Source organism: Actinomadura physcomitrii (genome assembly GCF_008923205.2).
Taxonomy (GTDB): domain Bacteria; phylum Actinomycetota; class Actinomycetes; order Streptosporangiales; family Streptosporangiaceae; genus Spirillospora; species Spirillospora physcomitrii.
Genome location: NZ_WBMS02000057.1, coordinates 42,466 through 57,238, shown reverse-complemented (window position 1 = coordinate 57,238; position 14,773 = coordinate 42,466). Strand labels below are relative to the sequence as shown.

The following is a 14,773-nucleotide window of genomic DNA, read 5'->3' as shown; positions in this document are numbered from 1 at the left end:
GCCCGCGCGGTTGGGTTCGTGGTGGGTGTTGTTTCGTGCGTGGGCTCCCCCCCCCCCCCCCCCCGCCACAAGTCAACGAGTTTCGGGGTGAGGGTGCGAACCCGGAGGAGGCGGGGTGCATCAGACGTAGTGGTGGCCGTGGTGATCGGGGGACCACGGCCACCACTCCTCAGTAGGGGGACGGGCCGCCGAACATCTCGCTGATCTTCGGTGCCAGCTCGTGGTTCCCGCGGATCACCAGCCGGCCGTCCATGAGCAGCGTCGCCGGGTTCGCGTCGCCGGCGAGGATGCGCAGGAAGTCGGCCGTGCGGGCGGCGAGCGCCACGTCGGGCTCCGGTGACCCGCCCGCCCGGGCCCTGGCCCGCCCGCCGGAGATCCGGATCGTCCAGGTGGTCGCGGGACCGTGCCCGGGGGTCAGGCGGAACTCGATGTCGCCGGCGAACCCCGCCGCGGCGGACGGGTCGTACGCGCGGGCCATCCCGGTGAAGAAGAGCCGCTGCGCGGCGGGCCCGAAGCGCCGCTCGACCTGCTCGTCCGTCCTACCGTGCACCAGCTTGTAGAAGCCCTGCGCGGCCCGCCGCCTGGCCGCCGCCCGGATCTCCCGGCGCAGGGGACGGCGGGAGCGGGACGAGCGAAGAGCGCGGGCGACCTCGGCGTCCTCGTCGATCCGGTAGCCGGGCGGCGACGTCCGGGCCGGTTCCCGCCGCGCGAGCGCCGCCTCGATGGCCGGGGCGAGGCGCTCCGCCTTGGCCGCCTCCCGTTCCTCGCGGCCTTCGAGGAAGTGCGGGAGCACCTCCGCGCCGAACAGTTCGAGGCTCTCACAGATGTGCTCGTGCCTGTTCGGCCCCGCCTGCAGCACGAACGCGACCTGGTCGACGCCGGCCGACTCGTACCGCCGGACCAGGTCGACGACCTGCCCGGGGGTGCCGACCGCGCCGCGCAGCGAGCCGACGTTGACGTTCAGCGACCCGGCGTTGGGAATGATCTGCTCGCGGTCGAACCCTTTGGACGCTCGCCGTTCCTGGAACTCGTCCCAAACGCTGGTGCGGCCGGGGTCGTGCGGCGTCGTCCCGTAGTAGTGGGCCAGCGCGAACGCGAAGAAGTGCGCGCCGTCGATGCCCCGGTCGATCGCGGTGGCCTCGTCCTCGTGCAGCATCATCGGCAGCACGACCGCCAGGTTGGGGTTCACCGCGAACCCCGCCGGGACGCACTCCTCCGATTCGATGATGCGGTAGTACTCGTCCACCCATTTCCCGGCGTCCTCGGGCTCGACGAACGAGAACGACAGCGCGCCTATCCCGTTGCGGGCCGCGAACTGGATGGTCTCCCGCCTGGAGCACGCCACCCACAGCGGCGGATGCGGCTTCTGCACGGGCTTCGGGATGACGTTTCGGGGCGGCATCCGCAGGTACGGCGACCGCCATCCGGCGAACGGCTCCTCGACGAACATCCGGGTGACGGCGTCGATCGCGTCCTGCCACTGCGCCCGCTTCTCGGTGCGCCGGACGCCGAACCCGCCGAGTTCCGCACCGGAGCTCGACTCGCCCGTGCCGAAGTCGACCCGCCCGTTCGACACCAGGTCGAGCGCGGCGATCCGCTCGGCGATCCGCGCGGGGTGGTTGACGGCCGGCGGCAGCTGGACGATCCCGTGCCCAAGCCGGATCCGCTTCGTCCGCTGCGACGCCGCCGCGAGGAACACCTCCGGCGCCGGGGAGTGGCTGTATTCCTCCAGGAAGTGATGCTCGACCTCCCAGACGCAGTCGAACCCGACCCGGTCGGCGATCTCGATCTGGTCGAGGGCGTCCTGGTAGAGCCGCAGCTCCCGGCCGTCCTCCCACGGCCTCGGCAGCTGGTGCTCGTAGAAGAGCGAGAACCTGATCTCGACCACCTCCACCCTCGTGACCAGCGAAAATGCGCGGCACCCCGGGTCCTGCCGCCAGCATCACCCGAAGTGGACGCCCGGTCAACGGACGTCCCCCGGGCCGCGGCGCGGAAAACGTGCCAGTAATCACTGGAATTTGGCAGGGGCCCGTACGTGGTCTTTGGCAACATGTCGTGCCACATCCACCTGCTCGTGCCGCAGGAGTGGAGCTGGGCCTGGGGCAGCGGACCCTGCTGGTTCTGACCAAGCACTTGCTTGACTGAGCGGTCCGGAGATCGACACGATGGCGGGTGGACGGGCACCCGCCCGCCGGAGGGCCGAGGACCCGGAGAGACCACATGGCGCCGCTGGACGGACTGCGCGTGCTGGACCTGACGATGTGGCGGCCCGGCCCGTACACGACGCAGCTGCTCGCCCAGCTCGGCGCCGACGTCATCAAGGTGGAGCCGCCGGGCGGGGAGCCCATGCGGATGTTCCAGGGCCACTTCGACCTGCTCAACCGGCGCAAGCGCAGCATCGTGCTGGACCTGAAGTCCGGCGAGGACCGCGAGCGGTGCCTGGCGCTCGCGCGGGACGCCGAGGTGTTCGTCGAAGGGTTCCGGCCCGGCGTCGCCGACCGGCTCGGCGTCGGCGACGCCGAGCTGCGCGCGCGCAACCCGCGGCTGGTGTACTGCTCGATCTCGGGCTACGGGGCCGACGGTCCGCTCGCGCAGGTGCCGGGCCACGACGTCAACTACCGCGCGTACGCGGCGACGCTCCCGCCCGACGCGGTGTCGCCGTCCCTGGAGGAGCTGCCGGTCGCCGACATGGCCGCCGCGACGATGGCCGCGTTCGCGATCACCGCCGCGTGCCTCAAGGCCCGCGCCACCGGCGAGGGCGACCGGATCGACCTCGGCATGGCCGACGTGCTCGCGCACTGGACGAGCACCGTCCCGGAGGCGACCCGGCCGCGGCCGGCCGGACCGGCGGCCCCGGCGCCGCACGTCCCCGGGCCCGTGCCCGGCTACGGGGTGTACGCCACCAGGGACGGCCTGAAGATCACGCTCGGGGTCGTGTCGGAGGAGCGGCTGTGGGCGGCGACCTGCCGCGCGCTCGGCCTGGACGGGGCGGCGGGCGTCCCGTTCGCCGAGCGGCTCGGCCGCGTCGCCGAACTCGACGCGCGGGTGGCGGCCGCCATCGCCAGGCTGACCAGGGACGAGGCGATGGAGCGGCTGTCCGCCGCCGGGGCGCCGGTGGCGCCGCTGCTGACCGGCGCCGAGATGCTGGACCTCGACCATTTCCGCGCGCGCGGCGTGCTGGACGCGGGTCCGGTCCGCACGTCGGCGCACCCGCCGCTGCCGGGCGGGCCGGTCGCCGGGCTGGACGAGCACCGCGGCGAGGGCTGGCGCCGTCTCGCCGATTGAAATTCAGGTGGGATTGACGGATTCATTTGGCATCCTTGTGACGTGAGCGCGCGTGCGATGAGTCCCGTCCTGGTCGGCAGGGCAGCCGAGCTCGCCGTGCTGGAGGACGCGCTGGCGGCCGCCCCCGGCGCGGTGCTGCTCGGCGGGGAGGCCGGGCTCGGCAAGACCCGGCTGATCCGCGAGTTCGCGGCGTCCGTCGCCGCCGGCGGGCGGGCCCGCGTGCTCCTCGGCGGCTGCCTGGAGCTCGGCTCCGACGGCCTGCCGTTCGCGCCGTTCACCACCGTGCTGCGCGGCCTGGTCCGCGACATCGGCATCGACGGGGTCGCGGCGCTCGTCCCGCGCGGCGACACCGGGAGCCTCGCGCGGCTGCTGCCGGAGTTCGGCGAGCCGGAGAGCGACGCCGCGTCCGGCGAGGAGCGGGCCCGGCTGTTCGAGGTGGTGCTGACCCTGCTGGAGCGGCTCGCCGAGCGGGAGCCGGTCGTCCTCGTCATCGAGGACGCGCACTGGGCGGACCGCTCCACCCGCGACCTGCTGTCGTTCCTCGTGCGCAACCTGAGCGTCGCGCCCGTCCTGGTCGTGGTGACGTACCGGTCGGACGAGCTGCACCGCGCGCATCCGCTGCGGCCGCTGCTCGGCGGCCTGGAGCGGGTCGAGCGGGTGAGCCGGCTGGAGATCGCCCGGCTGTCCCGCTCGGACGTCGCGGCGCTGGTCACCGAGGTGCTCGGGCACGCGCCGCCGCCCGGCCTGGTCGACCGGATCGACGCCCGCAGCGAGGGGAACCCACTGTTCATCGAGGCGCTGCTCGACGACGACGGGACGCTGGCCTGCGAGCTGCCCGAATCGCTGCGCGATCTGCTGCTCGCGGGCGTGCAGCGGCTGCCGGAGGAGACCCAGGACGTGCTGCGGGACGCCAGCGGCGGCGGCACCCGGATCGAGCACGCGCTGCTGGCCGCCGTGTCCGGGCTGGACGACGCCGCGCTGACCCGGGTGCTGCGCCCGGCCGTCGCCGCGAACGTGCTGGTCGTGGACGGTGACGGCTACGCGTTCCGGCACGCGCTGATCCGCGAGGCCGTCCACGACGACCTGCTGCCCGGCGAGTACACGCGGCTGCACACCCGCTACGCGCAGGCGCTGGAGGACGACCCGGGGCTCGTCCCGTCCGGGCGGCTCTGGGTGGAGCTGAGCCACCACTGGAAGGCCGCGAACGACGCCACGTGGGCGCTGGTCGCGTCGTGGCGGGCGGCGGCCGACGCGCGCAAGGCGCTCGCCTACGCCGAGTGCCTGACGATGCTGTCGCGGGTGCTGCACCTGTGGGACCGGGTGCCCGACGCGGCGGAGCGGATCGGCGCCGACCACATCAAGGTGATGGAGGACGCCGCGGCCGCCGCCGACCTCGCCGGCGAGTACGACCGGGGCCTGAAGTTCGCGACCGCCGCGCTGAAGGAGGTCGAGGCGGCCGGCGAGGACGCGATCGACATCGAGCGCTGGGCGTCGCTGCTGGAGCTGCGCGGCCACATGCGCTACGAGACGGCGCGGCCCGGTTTCGTCGACGACCTGCGAGCCGCGGTGAAGGCGCTGCCCGCCGATCCTCCGACCGTGCTCCGCTCGCGCGTCCTCGCGACGTTCGCGAGATATGTGCGCTTCTCCACCGACATCCCCGAGGCCCAGGCCGCGGCGGCGGAGTCGCTGGCCATCGCGCGCAAGCTCGCCGACCCGGTCGCCGAGGCGCAGGCGCTCATCACGCTGTTCTGCGCCGACATCGACTACTCCGACCACAGCACCGCGACGGAGGGCACGCTCAACGAGATCGAGCGGATCGTCACCGGTGCCGGCGACCACCGGGTGCTGCTGCGCTACTACGTCATCAAGTCGCACTTCCTGGAGGGCGCGGGCAGGCACGAGGAGGCCGAGGCCGTCGCCGCGCGGGGCAAGGAGCTGGCCCGCGAGTACGGCGTGGCGCGGACGCAGGGCACGTTCCTTTGCATCAACCAGGCCGAGCCGCTCGTCTCCCTCGGCCGGTGGGACGAGGCCATCGCGGTGATGAACCACGCGATGGAGCAGGAGCCCGCGGTGACGATCCGGACGTCGCTGCTGGTGCTGTCCGGTGCCGTGGCGCTCGCCCGCGGCGACCTCGCCACCGCCCGCGAGCGCCTCGCCGGCTCCAGCGAGATCATGCGGCTCAAGATGAAGTGGCTGAAGACGCAGGACTACTTCGCCACCCTGTGGCTCGAGGCGCGGATGGCGCTCGCCGAGGGCCGCCCGCAGGACGTGCTCGCGCCGGTCGAGCGGGTGATCGAGGAGGCGGGCCTGCCCGACGACGCCCGCTACGCGCTGCCCGTCCTGGTCGCGGGCGTCACCGCCTGCACCGAGATCGGCGCGCCCGCCGCGTCCGTGCTGCGCCGGATCGAGGAGCGCGCCGCGGGCCTGACGATCAGTGGCCCGCTGCAGCGCGCCCACAAGCTCGTCTTCGACGCCGAGGCGGCCCGCGCCCGCGGCGTCCTCGACCTCGCCGCCTGGGGCGCGGCCGCCGCCGCGTGGGAGGGGCTCGGCAACCCCTACGCCCGCGCGCAGGCGCTCGTCCGCGCCGCCGAGGCCGCGCTGGCGGACGGCGACCACGACGCGGCGTCCGCGCGGCTGGAGACCGCGGCGGGCATCGCCGCCGACCTCCGTGCCGAGCCGCTCGCCGAGCAGGTCGCCGACCTGCTGCGCCGCACCCGGGCGCCGCGCCGGGGCGGCGCCGAGGCGTCCGCGCCGATGGGGCTGACCCCGCGCGAGTACGAGGTGCTGCGCCTGGTCGCCGAGGGCCGCAGCAACCGCGACATCGCCGAGGCGCTGTTCATCTCGGTGAAGACGGCGAGCGTGCACGTGTCGAACATCCTCGGCAAGCTCGACGTGGCCAACCGCGGCGAGGCCGCGGCGACCGCGCACCGGCTCGCGCTGTTCGCCGCCGGGCGCGCCGGCGCGGACGGGCATGGTTCGGCGGCGGGCGCCCCCCTCCCGGACTCCCGCCGCTGAACCGTCGGACCACACGGGAACTGACGTGGCCGGCCGTCACGGCGGCGCGCCGCGGAAGCATGCGGTGCTCCTCCCCCCGGAGAGGCGGCCCGCGACCGTTCCGGCCACTGCCCAGTGTGCTCGCCCCGTTGCGCCATGTAACAGGCGACATACCGAAAACGGCGGCACGAGTTCAGATGGTGCTGATCTCATGCCCGCCGGAGGCGGTGCCGGGTCGCCGCGGGGGCAGCCGCGCCGGCTAGCGCGGGACGCGGGCCACGCAGAAGACGGTCTGCCCGAACGGCGGCCGGACGAGCCGCTCGATGGCGCGCGTCACCGGCACCACCGTCCGGTCGTAGATCTTGACCAGCCGCGGGTCGGGGTAGCCGGCGCCGCCGCGGCGGACCGCGAACCACCAGGCGATCCCGCCGAGGAAGTTGATCGGCTTGAGCACCTCGGGGACGAGGCCGGCCTCGCGGACGGAGGCCTCCAGCGTCGCCGGGGTGTAGCGGGTGACGTGCCCGACCTTGCGGTCGAAGTCACCGTACAGCTGCATGTAGCCGGGCACCCAGATCACGATCCGCCCGCCGGGCAGCGTGACGGACGCGAGGTCGCGCAGCGCCTGGACGTCGTCCTTGATGTGCTCCAGGACGTTCATCATCACGACCGTGTCGACCTTCTGCCGGATCTCGATCTCGGCCGGCAGCTCGAGGTCGATGACCTCGACGTCGTCGTTGCCGTCGTAGCGCTTGCGCAGCTCGCCGACGCAGTACGGGTCGTTGTCGCTGACGACGAGGTAGTCGAGGCGCCCGGCGAACTGCTCGGAGAAGTGCCCGAGCCCGGAGCCGATCTCCAGCAGCGAGCGCCCGACGTGCGGGGCGACGGTCTCGTACTCGTACTTGCGGTAGTTGCGGGCCTCGTCGCCGCCCAGGTGGTTCTCCAGGGCGCCGTCGCCGGCGGCGGGCTGGATGACCTCGCCGTCTCCGGCGGTGGGCGTCGCGGGACCGGGCTTCGGGCGGCTTCCGAGTAGGTTGAGGAGGGTGCCTGCGATGGACTTCTTCTGACCAGGTTGCTGCATACTTCCCGCTCGCTGGGTGCGTTGGCGTACTGCCTGTTTTTCGCCGGATCGCCGTGCCGGATCCCTGGGGATGGCCTGATCTCTGGCGCAAGGTCGGGACAGTCTACCCATCCGTACGTAACCGCTATGCCCGGCGTTCGGGAATCGGCCTACGGAATCGGTGACCGGTCTGTCCCGGTGTGACCGGTCCCACGGACCGGCGACCGGGACACGCCACCGTAGCGCACAGCGGTCCGGCGGTCACGCACCGCAGGTCGGCGCGGCCTTTTCAGCCGATCGTGCGGTGCACGCTCGGCCGGTCGCTCGGGCCCGGTTCGGCGGGCGCGATCCACGGGCCGGGAATGGAGGGGTCCAATACGCCCTTCTCCACCCAGGCGAAATCCCCGGCGAGGACGGCGCGCGCGAGTTTCACGTCCATCTCGTCGGTGTTGCGCCACAGCCCGTCGAAGAGTTCCTCGACGCGGACGCGCGCCTGCCGGCAGAACGCGTCGGCGAGCAGGACGGCGGACGCCCCCGGAACATCGGCCTCGCTCGCGCCGTCCACGATGGACCCGGTAAGCGGACCGAGGCCCGAAGCATCGGCATTGGCGCGGACGCAGACGGCGCTCATCGCGAACAGTTCCGCGCCGATGTCGACCATCCGGCCGAGGAAGCCCTGCTTGTACTCCAGCCGCCCCTGCCAGCGGCCCGCCGCGTAGAAGATGGACCGGGCGAGCTTGCGGGAGGAGCGCTCCACGTACCGCAGGTGCTTGGCGAGCGCGCCGAACTCGGCGTAGGCGTTCGGCCGCTGCCCCGCGCCCGTCACGAGGGTCGGCAGCCAGCGCGCGTAGAAGCCGCCGGCCTTCGCCGCCGCGCGCGCCTTCGCCGCGGCGGACGCGTCGGGGTCGATGATGTCGCCCGCGACGGACAGGTGCGCGTCCACCGCCTCCCGCGCGATCAGCAGGTGCATGATCTCGGTGGAGCCCTCGAAGATCCGGTTGATCCGCAGGTCGCGCAGCAGCTGCTCGGCGGGCACGCCGCGCTCGCCGCGCGCCGCCAGCGACTCGGCCGTCTCGAAGCCGCGGCCGCCGCGCAGCTGGACCAGCTCGTCGGCGATCCGGCAGGCCATCTCCGACGACCACAGCTTCGCCAGCGCCGCCTCGATCCGGATGTCGCTCCGCTCGTCGTCGGCGAGCTGCCCGGACAGGTCGAGGATGGCCTCCAGCGCGTACGCGGTGGCGGCGATGAACGCGACCTTGCGGGCCACGGCCTCGTGCTCGCCGACCGGCCGGCCCCACTGCACCCGCTCCTTCGACCACTCGCGGGCGATCTTGGCGGCCCACTTGCCGCTCGCCGCGCAGATCGCGGGCAGCGACAGCCGCCCGGTGTTCAGCGTGGTCAGCGCGATCTTCAGGCCGGCGCCCTCCGCGCCGATCAGGTTCGCCTTCGGGACGCGCACGTCGTGGAAGCGCGTCACGCCGTTCTCGATGCCGCGCAGCCCCATGAACGCGTTGCGGTTCTCCACGGTGATGCCGGGCGCGGCCATGTCCACGATGAACGCGGAGACGCCGCCCTTGCGCCCGTCCGACTTCGGGACGCGCGCCATGACGACGACCAGGTCGGCGACGACGCCGTTGGTCGTCCACAGCTTCACGCCGTTGAGGACGTAGCCGTCGCCGTCGGGGACGGCCGTGGCGCGCAGCCGCGCCGGGTCCGAGCCGACGTCGGGCTCGGTGAGCAGGAACGCGCTGATCTGCTTCGCGCACCGCGGCAGCCAGTGGTCCTTCTGCTCCTGCGTGCCGAACAGCTTCACCGGCTGCGGGACGCCGATGGACTGGTGCGCCGACAGCAGCGCGCCGAGCGCCGGGCTGACCGACCCCACCACCATCAGGGCCCGCCCGTAGTAGAGCTGGCTGAGCCCGAGCCCGCCGTAGCGCTCGGGGATCTTCATGCCGAGCGCGCCCATCTCGCGGAGCCCCTCGACGACGTCGTCGGGGATGCGCGACTCCCGCTCGATCAGCGCGGGGTCGATCCTGGTGGCGCAGAACTCGGTGAGCCGGGCGAGGAACGCCTCGCCGCGGCGGCGCGCGTCGTCGTCCGGGCGGGGGTGCGGGTGGACGAGGCCGAGCCGGAAGTCGCCGAGGAACAGCTGCCTGCCGAAGCTCGGCAGCCGCCACTCGCTCTCCCGGGCCTCCTCGGCGACCCGCCGGGCGGTCCGCTCGTCGACGGACGTCTGGGTGCGACTCGGCTGGCTCATGCCGGCTCCTCGGAAGCGGTTCCCGCTGCTCCCGCCCGCCCTCCGGGCGGCAGCCCTCGGGGGTCTGGGGGACCGGCCCCCAGAGGTTGCACTGTCCCGAAGTTACTCCCCGGTCGGCCCGAGGGGTACTCCTCCCGCCGCGCAGGCGTGTCGCGACCGCCATGGCCGAGTACCGGCAAAGCGCTTGACCCGGCCGGGCCGAGGGAGTTCGCTGTGCGTGATGGACGAGACACGCAGACCCACGCTCATCGCCTCGGTGCAGCGGGCCCTGCACCTCATGGAGGCGGTGGCGTCGCATCCGAGCGGTGCGCCGGCCAAGCAGCTGGCCCGCGAGGCCGGGCTGCCCCTCGCCACCGCCTACCACCTGCTGCGCACCCTCGCCTACGAGGGCTACGCCTCGCGGCTGCCCGACGGCGTCTGGGTGCTCGGCGAGCGCGTCCAGTCGCTGCACGGCCGGAGCCGGACGCAGCAGCTGCTCGCCCGCGTCCGCCCGACGCTGATCGCGCTCCGCGACGAGCTGGGCGTCGCGTGCTACTTCGGCATGCACGTGGACGACGAGATCCGGCTCATCGACATCGCCGACGGCCCCCGCGCGCCCCGGGTCGACCTGTGGGTCGGCTTCGACGAGTCCGCGCACGCGACCGCGCTCGGCAAGTGCATGCTGAGCCAGCTCGACGAGGAACGGCGCCGCGACTACCTGTCCCGGCACCCGCTGGTCGACCTGACCCCGAACACCATCACCGAGCCGGCGCGGCTGCTGAGCACGCTCAGCTCGCCCTGCGGGCTCTCCCTCGACCGCGACGAGTACGCGCTCGGCACCGGCTGCGCCGCGGTACCGGTCACGGACGCCACCGGCACCGCGATCGGCGCGCTCGCCATCTCCTGCCGCACCGGCAGGCTCGCCCGGATCGAGAGGTCCGCCGACCGGATGCACGCCCGCGCCGCCGAACTGCAGCGAACCCTCGTCCTCACCGCCGTCTCCTGACGGTCAACGGTCCGCTGGGGAGCGCGCGAACACTCCCACAAGGTGCGGCCGGGCTCGTCCCCGGGCACCCGGCTCCCGGATCCGGCCCTTCCAGCGGCGAGCCGCACCCGGAAAGCGCGGAACACGATCTCCGAAGTCGGTCTCCACGATCTCTTTGACGCCGAAGCCCGCGGCCGTCCCCCATGACCTGAGCCGGCCGGCGTCGATGCTCCTCAGGTGCTGCCACCGGTGGAACACCGCCCCGCATGACGGGCACAGCACGTCCTTGACCTCGAGGCGCTCCCGGTTGGGCGTGGTCACGATCAGCAGGCCGCCGGCGCGCAGCAGGCGGTGAGCCGTGCCGAAGAAAGCGTCCAACTCGTCATCGGGAAGGTGTTCGAGCAGTTCCACCGCCACCAACGCGTCGAAGCGGCCGGTGACCCCTTCGAACTCGCCGACCGCCAGAGCCCCGCGGAACGTGGGGTGTGCGGCGTTGAGACGATTCGCCGCCTCCACCGCGCCCGCGAGGCGGTCGGTCGCCCACACGTTGGCGCCGACGTCCGAGCAGAGCAGGGCGGACAGTCGGCCGGGTCCGCAGCCGTAGTCGAGCACGTCGTCTCCCGCGCAGATGTGCCGGCGCAGCATCGCGACGAGGCCTGGACCGTACTTCACGGAGAAGGAGTGCTCGGGGAAGCCGAGTTCGCGCTCCCAGAACGCGTCGAGCGCGGACTCGGTCCACAACGCCGAGCGCCCCCCGGTGTCCCCCCTGCTCATCCGGCATCCGGCCGGGCGGGGGTGAGGGCGAACAGTTCCTTGCACGCGGCGCGCAGCACGCCGCCCCGCACGTCGATCCTCGGCTCTCCGGCCCGCGCGATCTCTCGGGCGGTGATCCTTATCTGCCGCCAGGTGTAGACATCGCTGGGGTGAAGCGCGGCCCAGTCCAGGGCGTCCTGCTGGGTCGCGCCGAACACGACGCCGTCCATCTTCGCCCAGATCGCGGCGGACACGCACATGGGGCACGGTTCCAGGGTGGAGAAGAGCACCGCGTTCCGCAGGTAGCGGGACCCGGTCCTGCGCGCCGCGGCGCGAATCGCCGACATCTCCGGGTGCGCGCTGGGGTCGTCGTCATCGACGATCAGGCTGCTCCCCGACTCCGCGAGAACCTCACCGTCCCGCACCACGAGGGCGCCGAGCGCGTAGTTGCCCGACGCCGCGGCCTCGCGCGCGAGGCCGATGCAGATGTCCATCATCTGTTCGACGGAGGTCTTCATTTCCTGCAACATGAGATCGCCTGCCGATTCATCGTCTGATCCGGCCGCCGAGGGCCATGAGCTGGTTCTTTTCCATGATCAGCACGTCGTCCTCGTCGCGCGATCTCTCGATCCACAGCGAACCGTCGTTCTCGATCACCCAGTAGTCGTGTTTGCGGATGTCGATGCACCGCACGACGATGTACGGCTCCAGATCCGCGGCGAGTTCGACGACCCTGTCCCGTACGTCGGCGACTCCGGGCGCATCGAACTCGAATTCCGGTCGCGCCCGGGCCCTGCCGCGCGGCACCACCGGAACGAAACTGATCTTCCTGGCGCCCTGCTCGACCGCGAATGCGGCCATCTCTTTCATACGGTCGGCATCGCCGGGGGCGACGACCGCATTGATGGAGAACGGAACCCGCAGCGCGCGTGCCGCCTCCATATTCGCCAGTATCCGGGGGAAGGAGGAGACCCGCAGGACGAGGTCGTTGTCCGGGCCGGGGCGGTGCACGCTGAACTTGAGCTCGCCGTCGACCGCCCGCAGCGCGCCGAACACCGGAGCGTCGATTCGGAAGCCATTGGTGATGACGACCGGCTTGATCCCCCGAAGGCCGAACGCGGTGACGATGCGCGGGAGGTCGCTCCTGGTGGTCGGCTCCCCGCCGGACAATTTGATCGTGCTCAGGTCGCGGCTTTCCAGCACGGCGCCGATCACGTCCATCTCACCGAGCGTCAGCGTGGACCGATCCGTATTCGGGGCCTGGCAGAAGGAGCATGCGGCATTGCAGCGCCTGGTCACCCTCAGGCAGATGGAGGGTGGGAACCGCGGTTCAGCCGGGAACACGTCTCCCCTCCATGCTCCGCGTCAATTCCAAGGTGTTCAGGGTGTTGCACATGTAGTCCGCGAACTTCTGGGAGTACCGCAGGCTCTCGGCTATCCGCGCCCGGGCGCCGGCGCCCGGGGTGAGCTGGGTTCCGTAGAACACGATCACGCCGTGCGGAGGCCTGCCGCCGTCGTGCCGGTTGGTCACCGGATCAAGGGACAGGACCGGGCAGGCCAGCACCCACCGCTGCGTCGGTTCGATCATCCGGCCGACGTCCTCGCTGTACCATTCGGAATGATTGGCGGGGAGTTTCTCGTACAGCGGCAGGCGTTCCCGGTAGGCACGGGCGCTGACGATCTGGGGAGTGGTCACGTCCACCCGCGTGAACCCGTACTCGCGGGGCATCGGAATGTTCAGGATCGCGAGATCGCGGTCCTGTTCAAGGAAGACATCGCCCGACTCGTCCTGAACTGCGGCGAAGTAGCGGGCATTGGACGGGACGGCCAACGTCTTGGCGATGAGCGAGCAGGTCAGATCGAGCGCCTCATGCAGCATCTGCCGCTCCCGGTGGCGGAGCAGTTCGAAGCCGTTCTCCAGATCATCGAATTCCAATTTCTGTAACCTCCGGAGCAGAAGCTCATGAACCACCAGCACGAGGATGCTCGCCACCAGGAGCAGGTTTCCGTAGCCGAGGTCCGTCAGCGCGTCGAGGTATCCGGCCCCCTCCCGTCTGTCGGTGAACACATTTATCCAGATGCCGAGAAGAATGGCGGACGCGACCGAGCTGGCGAGCCTGCTGATGCTCGCGGCACTCGATCGATCCACTCGGCACCCATCCGTGACAATAACACAGTGTGAAGGGATCTTCACTCAGCGTTAGACGTTCCGATCCGTCCCGTGACTTCCGCGTACCGATCGACCACCCCTCGATCCCGTTGTGCCGCAAAGGGCTTTTGCCAAGTTTCATACCTCGCGAACTGGACATGTGTCCACAGCCTGTACCGGCCGGCAAAAGGAGGAGAAGAGCCGGAACGCACACCACTGAGGCGCTCGCACATGTGTCTGACCAGGGAACTCTTCTTTCCATCACCTTGACATCACTTGTCAAAGTTGTGGAAGCGAACAAAAGCGGGCGATGAGGCGTGCCGCCATACCAGTTCAGAGATGGACGGCGATCAACCTGCGGCTTTTGCGGGCCGAACGGCGCGGCTGGAAATCGGTGTCCGGATTCGGCCACCGCGCGGCGGGGTGGGATCAGCGGCCCTGGAAGTCGGGGGCGCGGTTCTCCAGGAACGCCGCGATGCCCTCCTTGGCGTCCTCGGTCGCGGCCAGCCCGACCAGCTGCGACAGCAGGTGCTCCACCTGGTCCTCCAGCGGGCGGCCCTCGATCGCGAAGAACGCGTCGCGGCCCCGGCGCAGCCCGAGCGGGCTCTTGGCGGCGATGGTGCGGGCCAGCTCGTCCACCCGCGCGTCCAGCTCCGCGCGCGGCACGACCTCGGTCACCAGGCCGATCTCGCGGCCCTCGGCCGCGGTGACGCGCTGCCCGGTGTAGTAGAGCTTGAACGCGTGCTTGGGCGCCACGTTCCGGTTGATGATCGCCATGATCATCATGGGCCACAGGCCGACGTTCACCTCGGGGGTGCCGAGCGTGACGTCGTCGGCCGCCACCACCAGGTCGCACGCCGCGGCGAGGCCGAGCCCGCCGGCGACCGCGTGCCCCGCCAGCCGCGCGATGATCGGCTTGCCGAGCTTCGGGAACGCGGTGAACAGCCGGAACGGGGCGCTCTCGCGGATCGCGCCGGGGTCGGCGACGGACCGTCCGTCCGCCTGCGCCCGGCCGAGCCCGCCGAGGTCGGCGCCCGCGCAGAACGCCCGGTCGCCCGCCCCGGTCAGCACGATGACCCGCACGCCGCCGTCGGCCTTCGCCCGCTCGAACGCGTCGAGCAGCTCGCCGATCATCGGGTCGCTGAGCGCGTTGCGCGCGTCGGGCCGGTTCAGCGTGATCCGCGCGACCCGCTCCGCGACCTCGTAAAGAATCGTCTCGTACATGCTCCACCCTCGGCGGTCCGGGCAACGACCGGGCCATCATCGCGCCCCGCGCACGCCCGTGGCCCACCCCCGGACCGGGGATGGGCCACG

The 14,773-nt window shown here is 71.9% G+C and carries 11 protein-coding genes; 3 read left to right on the top strand and 8 right to left on the bottom strand.

Annotated features, from left to right (window positions below):
- Positions 1 to 169: 169 nt before the first annotated feature.
- Positions 170 to 1,888 (bottom strand): LLM class flavin-dependent oxidoreductase, encoded by a 1,719-nt coding sequence (locus tag F8568_RS41955; protein ID WP_151599659.1) that lies wholly within the window; start codon positions 1,886 to 1,888, stop codon positions 170 to 172.
- Between the two features lie 332 nt (positions 1,889 to 2,220).
- On the opposite strand from F8568_RS41955, the gene F8568_RS41950 reads away from it, so the two are divergent.
- The gene (locus F8568_RS41950) at positions 2,221 to 3,285 is read left to right on the top strand and encodes a CaiB/BaiF CoA transferase family protein (protein ID WP_151599657.1); all 1,065 of its coding nucleotides are present in this window, start codon (positions 2,221 to 2,223) and stop codon (positions 3,283 to 3,285) included.
- Between the two features lie 42 nt (positions 3,286 to 3,327).
- Positions 3,328 to 6,300 (top strand): helix-turn-helix transcriptional regulator, encoded by a 2,973-nt coding sequence (locus F8568_RS50805; RefSeq protein WP_328601279.1) that lies wholly within the window; start codon positions 3,328 to 3,330, stop codon positions 6,298 to 6,300.
- Between the two features lie 238 nt (positions 6,301 to 6,538).
- On the opposite strand, the gene F8568_RS41940 is transcribed toward F8568_RS50805, so the two are convergent.
- Positions 6,539 to 7,357 carry a class I SAM-dependent methyltransferase gene (locus tag F8568_RS41940; RefSeq protein WP_151599655.1) on the bottom strand — a complete coding sequence of 273 codons (819 nt, stop codon included), beginning with the start codon at positions 7,355 to 7,357 and terminating at the stop codon, positions 6,539 to 6,541.
- A gap of 268 nt (positions 7,358 to 7,625) precedes the next feature.
- Positions 7,626 to 9,593, bottom strand: a complete 1,968-nt coding sequence (locus F8568_RS41935) for an acyl-CoA dehydrogenase family protein (RefSeq protein ID WP_151599653.1) — start codon at positions 9,591 to 9,593, stop codon at positions 7,626 to 7,628.
- Positions 9,594 to 9,813: 220 nt separating this feature from the next.
- On the opposite strand from F8568_RS41935, the gene F8568_RS41930 reads away from it, so the two are divergent.
- Complete coding sequence (locus F8568_RS41930; protein WP_151599651.1) at positions 9,814 to 10,578, top strand: IclR family transcriptional regulator; 765 nt, start codon at positions 9,814 to 9,816, stop codon at positions 10,576 to 10,578.
- Positions 10,579 to 10,581: 3 nt separating this feature from the next.
- Here the strand turns inward: F8568_RS41930 and F8568_RS41925 are convergent, their stop codons facing one another.
- From F8568_RS41925 to F8568_RS41905, 5 genes are all read right to left on the bottom strand, one after another.
- Positions 10,582 to 11,331: a class I SAM-dependent methyltransferase gene (locus F8568_RS41925; protein ID WP_151599649.1), complete on the bottom strand. Its 750-nt coding sequence runs from the start codon at positions 11,329 to 11,331 to the stop codon at positions 10,582 to 10,584.
- Entirely contained in the window at positions 11,328 to 11,828 is a 501-nt protein-coding gene (locus tag F8568_RS41920) for a nucleoside deaminase (protein WP_160573960.1), read from the bottom strand. The genes F8568_RS41925 and F8568_RS41920 overlap by 4 nt, the downstream gene beginning before the upstream one ends.
- Positions 11,829 to 11,856: 28 nt before the next feature.
- Positions 11,857 to 12,609, bottom strand: coding sequence for a radical SAM protein (locus F8568_RS41915; RefSeq protein ID WP_160573959.1), 753 nt, complete (start codon positions 12,607 to 12,609; stop codon positions 11,857 to 11,859).
- A 31-nt stretch (positions 12,610 to 12,640) separates the two neighbouring features.
- Positions 12,641 to 13,459, bottom strand: coding sequence for a hypothetical protein (locus F8568_RS41910; RefSeq protein WP_151599643.1), 819 nt, complete (start codon positions 13,457 to 13,459; stop codon positions 12,641 to 12,643).
- 429 nt (positions 13,460 to 13,888) lie between these two features.
- Positions 13,889 to 14,683 carry an enoyl-CoA hydratase-related protein gene (locus F8568_RS41905; RefSeq protein WP_151599641.1) on the bottom strand — a complete coding sequence of 265 codons (795 nt, stop codon included), beginning with the start codon at positions 14,681 to 14,683 and terminating at the stop codon, positions 13,889 to 13,891.
- Positions 14,684 to 14,773 lie beyond the last annotated feature (90 nt).

Bases quoted from the DNA above. Each gene is read 5' to 3' on its own strand.
- F8568_RS41950 (WP_151599657.1), top strand. From the start codon at position 2,221: ATGGCGCCGCTGGACGGACTGCGCGTGCTGGACCTGACGATGTGGCGG.
- F8568_RS41940 (WP_151599655.1), bottom strand. From the start codon at position 7,357: ATGCAGCAACCTGGTCAGAAGAAGTCCATCGCAGGCACCCTCCTCAAC.
- F8568_RS41935 (WP_151599653.1), bottom strand. From the start codon at position 9,593: ATGAGCCAGCCGAGTCGCACCCAGACGTCCGTCGACGAGCGGACCGCC.
- F8568_RS41930 (WP_151599651.1), top strand. From the start codon at position 9,814: ATGGACGAGACACGCAGACCCACGCTCATCGCCTCGGTGCAGCGGGCC.
- F8568_RS41925 (WP_151599649.1), bottom strand. From the start codon at position 11,331: ATGAGCAGGGGGGACACCGGGGGGCGCTCGGCGTTGTGGACCGAGTCC.
- F8568_RS41920 (WP_160573960.1), bottom strand. From the start codon at position 11,828: ATGAAGACCTCCGTCGAACAGATGATGGACATCTGCATCGGCCTCGCG.
- F8568_RS41905 (WP_151599641.1), bottom strand. From the start codon at position 14,683: ATGTACGAGACGATTCTTTACGAGGTCGCGGAGCGGGTCGCGCGGATC.